The following is a 7,346-nucleotide window of genomic DNA, read 5'->3' on the forward strand; positions in this document are numbered from 1 at the left end:
TCTCCTAGGGACGGAGAAGCTGTAACTTGATCGTGTCCGCGAGGCGAATTGCAAGCGATAGAATCATCAGTGTCGGATTGGCGTGGCCGCTGGTCGGGAAGGTCGAGCCGCCAGCGATGTACAGGCCGTGGACGCCATGCACCTGGCAGTTCTTGTCCACCACCCCGGACCTTGGATCGTCCGACATCCGCGTGGCACCGAGCGTGTGTGCCATGTCGATGATGACGCTGTCGTCGGCACGGTTCTCGGTAATCCAGGGCTCCAGCTCCGGCCTCGGGAGGCCAGCCTGAGGGAAGATCTCCTGAGCAAGCTGAGCGATCCGCACCAGCCCTCGGCGATCATGGTCACCGATCCGCCAATCCACCTTCGCCTTCGGAACGCCAAGCCGGTCGGTCGTGCCAGAGAGCATGACGCGGCTGTCGGGATTGGGACGCTGCTCGGTTATCGCGTCGATCGAGATCCCGGTGAGCTTGTGCGGCACGCCGCCGTTCTGAAATTCCTCGGCGACGAAATTCGGATTGTAGCGAATCGCCGTATTGACGATGAGATCCTTAAGCGCCTTTGGCGTCGCGTCGCTGGCAAGCACCTTCATGCCGGCGCCCTTTACCAGCAGCCCGCCGCCCGAGGTGAGAGACAGCAGATCTTGAAACGGTTTGTCGCTCTTCCGTCGAAGCAGCCGCTTCAGCGCGTCCCAAGGATCGTCGGGGGAGCGTTCCATCATGAAGTAGATCGCGGAGTTGGGCAGCTCTTCCTGCTCCTGAACGGCGGGGGTCAAAGCGAGGCCGTGCATGAACATGTCCATGCGCCCATCACTCTTGACGCCGTAGAAGCCGAATTTCTTGACGATCGGCGCCATGGTTTCGGGGCTGAACCGCCCGACCCGCGCACCAGGATGGTCCATCAGAAAACGCCCCACCTGGTCATACGTGTTGCCGATGCCATTGGCATGAACCGTATTGGACGCCAGCAGAAGACGGGGATTTTCGATGCCGCTGGCGGCGATCACCGCGGCCTTCGCCTTCACCCGCGAGCGCACGCCGTCGAGGGTCGAGATCTCGATTTCACTGAAGCTGCCACCATCTTCGGCGAGGTCGATGCGTGTCGCGGTGGCATTCAGAAGTACCCGGACATTCTCCGCCTCGAAGGTCACGAATTCCGGGCCGAAACGCATGATATCGAGGTGGTCAAGACGCGACCGCGCGAATTGCCAATAGAAGGATTGGAGCCTTTCGGAGTCGAACCTCGGTTCCGGCTGCTTGAGGCCGAGGTTCATGATATGTGTCGCGCGATCCAGATACGGCTGCAGGCTGTCACGCTCGATTGGCCAGCCCGAGTTGGGGATCCAGGAGCGCTCGGCGAAATCGATGCGATCGAAAGGCGCCGACTTACCGGCCCAGGCATGGCTTGAGCCGCCCAACGCCCGGCAGCGGACACCGTAGGGCTGCCCCTCATGCGACCAGGTGGCGGCGCTCGCGCCGTGGAAGGCCAGGCGCTTGTCCCTCTGAGCCTCTGTACGAGGCTCCCCGACGCTTTCGAGTTCGGCAAGTACCGCATGATCCGGCGTCTGATCGAGCAGACCGCTTTCGAGGATGAGAACCCTGACCGGCGTGCCAAAAAACTCGCGTGCGATTGTGAGGCCCGCAGGTCCTCCGCCCACGATGACCAGATCAGTCTCGAACAACGAGCCCGCTTCAAAAGTAGAAAGGTTTTCGACCTTCATTCCGGCACACCACAACTTGTAGCGTTGTGGGTAACGGCGTTGTTAGTGAAGAGAAAGTCGTCCGAAGTAGTAGTGGCTTACCACTATTGCAGGCTGAATTGCCTGTGCAGTGGCTTTGAGGCCTAGCTGGATCGCAAGCGGCCTCTCCAGCCCGTGTAGAGTTGCATGAAACGCGTGGGCGCACTCAGCACCGCGAGGCATGCGTTAGTCGTGAACTCGCGTTCCCGCCGGACGAGGAACGCGACGCAGCCGAGCGTGACGAGAACCTCCGTGGTGATCAAAGCTATGGCGGCACCCAGAGCACCGACCTCGCGTCCGAGCAGAAACAACAACACCAGGTAGATCGCGGTGCAGGTAAGCGTGATCCGGGAGACGGCTTGGCGATAGCCGAGCGGGATCATGAACTGTCTCGACAGAGTGCTGCCGACGCCGGTGAGGAGCGGCAAAACCGCGAGGCAACGAAGCACCTCGGCGGCGGCACTGAACCGGGAGCCCAGCACCAGGACGGCGATCGGCCTGGCAGCCAAGAGGAAGAACGCCGACAGCGCCAAGCCGAAAAGCACTTGGGCGGCCAGCAGCAAGCCAGCCACATTGGCCGCCGCTTCCCGCGATTCGGAGACCAACGCGTTCACGTGAGGATAGATCGCGGTGCTGAGCGGATAGATCATCGACATGGCGACGCGGGTGATGCGCTCTGCTCCGGCGAAAAGGCCGACCGCTACCGAGCCCGAGACGATCGTGAGCAACAGCGGCGCCGCCGTCGAATAGGCAATCCAGCTACTCTGCGACAGAAAGTAGTGACGGTAATCCCAGATTTGCCGGGCCGCCAAACGGAACGGGAAAACGGGCCGGCCCATCTTGAAGTACCGCCGGACAATCATGAAGCTCGCGGAGCTTGCGACCAGGCTGCCGAAGGTTTGCAAACAGCAGGCGATCCAGGTGTCTTGCGGACCGTGGACCAGAATGAACGTCATGGCGACAACGAAGGCTCGCCCGCCGATGGAATAGAGCGTGAAAAGCCCCATGCGCTGAAGGCCCTGGACCAGCCAGTCCACGGTCAGAATCGCGCTCAATATGTTCAGCGCGCCAGGCAGGAAGATAATGTAGAATACATCAGGAACTTTATCGAGAGCGGCGACACCGACCAGCGCCACCAATGCCACCACTGACAGAATGGCCTTCGCCGTCATGGTCCGCCAGAAGATCTCACGGATCTTATTCTCATCACCTTGAGCCTGGGCGATATCCCGCGTCGCGCCGAGCGAAAAACCCCAATCCATCACCAGCCAAAGATAAGCATTCACGCTCATCGTGAAGGCGAGTACGCCGTAATCCGCCACACCCAAAACACGGGTGAGGTAAGGCACGTTCAACATTGCTAGAATGTAACCGCTCGCCTGGAAGACTGTGATTGAGGCGATATTTTTAAAAAGTCGGCGCGTGGTTGAGCGGTCAGCCATAAAAGCCCTCGTTTAGGGAAATAGTTTGGTGGTTGATGCCAAGCAGTTCAATTTCCCCGACTAAAATTCGCTCGATATACGCTGGCCGGCCGACTTAGCATGCGGATGCCGGCCGCATGCGTCATCAATCCGTACGCGGTTATAGCGTGAATCCTCAGCCATAGAGTCCTCGGAATAGGGCGCACCCCCCAAACCCGCGCGTCGCAGATCGAGCAGGAAGGGCACGGCAGTCCGGGCGCATAATCTTGTTTATGCCGCAGGGCACAATAGCCGCAAAACGGCTGACTTCATCCCTCTCCCCGCCAAAAGGCGGAGATCAGCCAGCGTTCAAAATAAAAGGAGTGACGGCACGGGCCTCGGGCCAATCGCCCAGAAATGGACCTCGCACGGCTCGCGGAGGCTTAGGTTTCCACCGGCGCCCGGCGGGCCTGCGAATAGATCGCCACGGCGCCCAGCGTAAGAAAGCCGATGAACCAGTATTGCCACGCCTGGGAGAGGCCGAGGAAGGATGTCGCCGAATTGATCTCCTGGATCAGCAGCGCTCCAAACAGCACGCCGATGAAGGAACCCCTGCCCCCGAACAGGCTCGCCCCGCCCAGCACCACGACGGCGACGCTGCTCAGCGTGTACCCTATACCTTGGTTCGGATCGCCAATGCCGAGCTGGGCCATCACCATGATGCCGCCCAGGATCGTCAGCAGGCAGCACGCCACATAGGCGCCCACGATCGACCAGTTCGTTCTCACGCCGATGCGCGAGGCGGCCTGCTCGTTCGAACCCACGGCGCGCAGGCTGAGACCCCAACGAGTGTAACGAAGCGCCACTTCGAGGGCGATCGCCAGGAGGATTGCCAGGAGGAAGGCGATTGGGATGCCGTGGATGTCCGTCTGGATCACCGATATCACGCCCGAGCTTATGGCCCCTCCGGGATAAGGCCGCAGCAGCACCGAGATGCCCTGGATGATGATGTAGACACCGAGGGTCGCGGCGACCGAGGTGAAGTTTCCGAACCGCACGAGAGAGCCGTTGGAGAGGCCCACCACCGCCCCCGCTCCGAACATGGCGAGAAGGCCGACGACAAGGATCCAGGCTGGCGCCCCGTCGCCGAAGAAAAACGACGCGATGACCACGCTGAGCCCGACCAGCGGCCCGACGGAAAGATCGATGCCGCCAGTGAACACGGCGCACATCTGGCCGAGCCCGACAAAGGACAGCGCCGTGCAGAGCAACAGCATCTTCCCCACGTTGAAGGACGAGACGAAGCGCATGTTGTGGCTGGCCGTGAGCACACCGAGGATCAGGATCAGAACCGCCAAGACCAGGCTCGGCGCATAGTCACCGGCCGCGAACTGGCGCAGCCGGGCGCCCAATGTCGGGGAGCCTTCACGGGCCCGCCGCCTGACCGTCTGATCCGACTTCCGGTGCGTCGTGGCATTCACCATGACGCGGCCGATCTTCTCCTCCGTCACATCGCGACCGGACAGCTCGCCGACAACATGGCCGCGCGAAAAGACGAGAACGCGGTCGCAGAGACCCTCAAGCTCCAGCACGTCGGAAGACACAATGACGACGGGCGTCCCGCTGTTGGAGACCTCCCTCAGGATGCGATAGATCTCGGCACGCGCGCCCACATCGACACCCGCCGTCGGCTCCTCCGCCAGCACAAGCGAGGCTTGGGCAAGCAGCGCACGCGCCAGAATGACCTTCTGTTGGTTGCCGCCCGAAAGGCTCGCCACATTGGTATCAACTGTGGGTGTCCGGATACCGAGATCCTCGCGCTGTTCCTCGACCCCCGCATATTCGGCCTGGCGCCGAATCACGCCAAAACGGGCAAAGCGTGACAGCGCCGAAAGCGCCGCGTTCTCGCGCACCGAGAGGCTCATGAAGAGCCCCTCCTTCTGCCGGTCGGAGGAAAGATAGCTGATTCCCGCCTTATGAGCCGCCTCCGGATGCCCGAGCCGCAGGGACGTACCCCCAAGCATCACCTCGCCGGACGCACTGACCAGCCCGGCCAGCGCGCTCAGGAATTCGCTTTGCCCGTTGCCCGTAATCCCGGCGATGCCGACGATTTCGCCGCCCGAAGCGGCCATGCTCACATCGTGGAAGTTACGCCCGGACAGGTTGGTGACCGAGAGGCTGCGGCGCCCCTCCGCCACCCCGGAACCCTTTGGCGGATAGGCGCTCGTCAGGGTCCTGCCGATGATGAGCTGAAGAATCTCTTCGTCCGAAATCTCGTTGACCCGCGCGTGGCCCTTCACCTCGCCGTCCCGCATGATGGTGACACGATCTGCGATCTGACGAATTTCTTGCAGCCGGTGCGATATGTAGATGATGGCGGCGCCCCGAGCGGCCGCCGCCCGCACCTGCTCGAACAACAGGTCAACGAGATCAGCTGTCAGCGCCGCCGTCGGCTCGTCGAGAATGAGCACCTTCGGCTCGATCGCGAGCGCCTTGGCGAGTTCGATGAGCTGGCGCTGCGCAATATCGACGTCGATCATCCGCGTCTTCGGATGGACCAGACAGCCGACGCGTTCGAGCTGGTTGGCGACCCATTCCAGGCTGCCAGCGCCGCCCTGCCGCAGCCTTGGCGGCACGGCGAGAATCATGTTCTCCGCCACGGTGAGGTCTGGAAGCACCGCGGGGTGCTGATGGACGATCGCGAGGCCGAGGTCGCGCGCTTGCCCGGCCGTCAGTCGCTCCACGATTTCGCCTTGGATCTCGATCGTGCCGCCGTCGGGGCGCAGGTTCCCCGCGCAAATCCCCATCAGGGTGGATTTGCCAGCGCCGTTTTCGCCCAGAAGCGCATGGACCTCACCGGCCGCCGCCGCGAAGGAAACGTCCTTGACGGCGACGACACCCAGGAAGCGCTTCCAAACGTGTTCCAACCGTAGAGGAACGGCTCCGGTCGCGGAGATCTGGCCCGTAACGGGCGATCGCTCAATCACAGTCACGATTGCTTCCTCTGGCGAAAGGCCCGTCCCGTCGCGTCAAGCCGGATGATAGGCACGCAAGGAGGGAAGGTCCCCTCCTTGCGCCGGTTTCGATTGTCAGAGACCGCCCTTAAGCGCCCCCAGCGTCTGCTCGACGGTGAGGCTGCTGCCATTGCCAGCCGATGCCGGCAGGTTCGGGTTGCAGAACACGACGCCCTTGAGGGAATCATCCATCGTGAAGTTCGTCACGATCTTGTCCCCGGGCTTTGCAACGACATGCTTGCCGCCCTTGGTGTCGACGACCACGAGAGGCTGATCCACCTTCCCGCCAGCCGCCGATGCGATCGCCCATTGGATGGCGAGCCGAACGTTCCACTGCTCCGCGCTGGTCGTCGTGAACTGGAACGAGGACTTCGCGCCATTCGCGTGCAGCTTCTCCCATTCGCAGCCGAAGCCGTTGGCGTCCTCACCCGCCACCAGCGGCAGATCGCGTCCGGCGCGCGGGAAGGCGCCTGACGTCAGAATCGGGATGGAGAGATCGCCGATGATGCCGTCAATTTGCGGATACCGCGCGATCAGCGCGCCCTCGGCCTTCGCGATCAGGCTCGGATCCCAATTCGTCACCTCGAAGGGCTCCTGGCCGATCCACTTGATCCCCGGATGGTCCTTGAACGCGTCGTGCAGGCCCTTGGATTTCTCGGTGCTCTCGCTGGTGCCCGGCGGGCCGCCCAGATAGGCGATGTTGCCCTTACCGTTCAGCGCCTTGACCAGCCAGTTGCCCCAGATCACGCCATGATCATAGAAATTCGTGCCGACGAAGACGGTGTAATCGACACCCTCCTTGCCGCCCACCTTGGCGCGGAAGGGCACCACGGCACTCCCCTGCTTGTAGGCGTCGCGAATGGCCGGCAGCATGACCGGGCCGGCGTCGGGGAAAACCACGATCGCGTTGACGCCGCGCGCCGCCAGGCCCTCAACATCGGAGATCGCCTTCTGGGTATTCCCCTGGCCGTCCGTATGGGTCCAGCTCGTCACGTTGGGGCAGCGGCTCGCTTCGTTGATCGCATTCGCGGTCGTCATCTGGCGCCACGGATTGGCAGCGAATCCATCTGCCAAAGCCACAGAAACCGGCTTCGTGCCGCAGAAATCAGGCGGCGGCGTTTCGGGTTTCGCGCAATAGAGTCCGTTGGCGATCTGCTGGCACCAACCTGGCGCTGCTGCGGCGGGTAGCACTCC

The 7,346-nt window shown here is 62.4% G+C and carries 4 protein-coding genes; all 4 read right to left on the minus strand.

Annotation, left to right across the window (positions count from 1 at the left end; genetic code table 11):
* Positions 1–4 precede the first annotated feature (4 nt).
* Complete coding sequence (locus tag GSQ83_RS04420) at positions 5–1,720, minus strand: GMC oxidoreductase (protein ID WP_158801675.1); 1,716 nt, start codon at positions 1,718–1,720, stop codon at positions 5–7.
* A gap of 122 nt (positions 1,721–1,842) precedes the next feature.
* Entirely contained in the window at positions 1,843–3,180 is a 1,338-nt protein-coding gene (locus tag GSQ83_RS04425) for an oligosaccharide flippase family protein (protein ID WP_158801676.1), read from the minus strand.
* A gap of 401 nt (positions 3,181–3,581) precedes the next feature.
* Positions 3,582–6,131, minus strand: a complete 2,550-nt coding sequence (locus GSQ83_RS04430) for an ATP-binding cassette domain-containing protein (protein WP_216849931.1) — start codon at positions 6,129–6,131, stop codon at positions 3,582–3,584.
* Positions 6,132–6,227: 96 nt separating this feature from the next.
* On the minus strand, positions 6,228–7,346 hold a 1,119-nt coding region (locus GSQ83_RS04435; RefSeq protein WP_158801677.1), incomplete at its 5' end, for a substrate-binding domain-containing protein.

This window comes from Acidisoma sp. L85 (assembly GCF_009765865.1).
GTDB lineage: Bacteria > Pseudomonadota > Alphaproteobacteria > Acetobacterales > Acetobacteraceae > Acidisoma.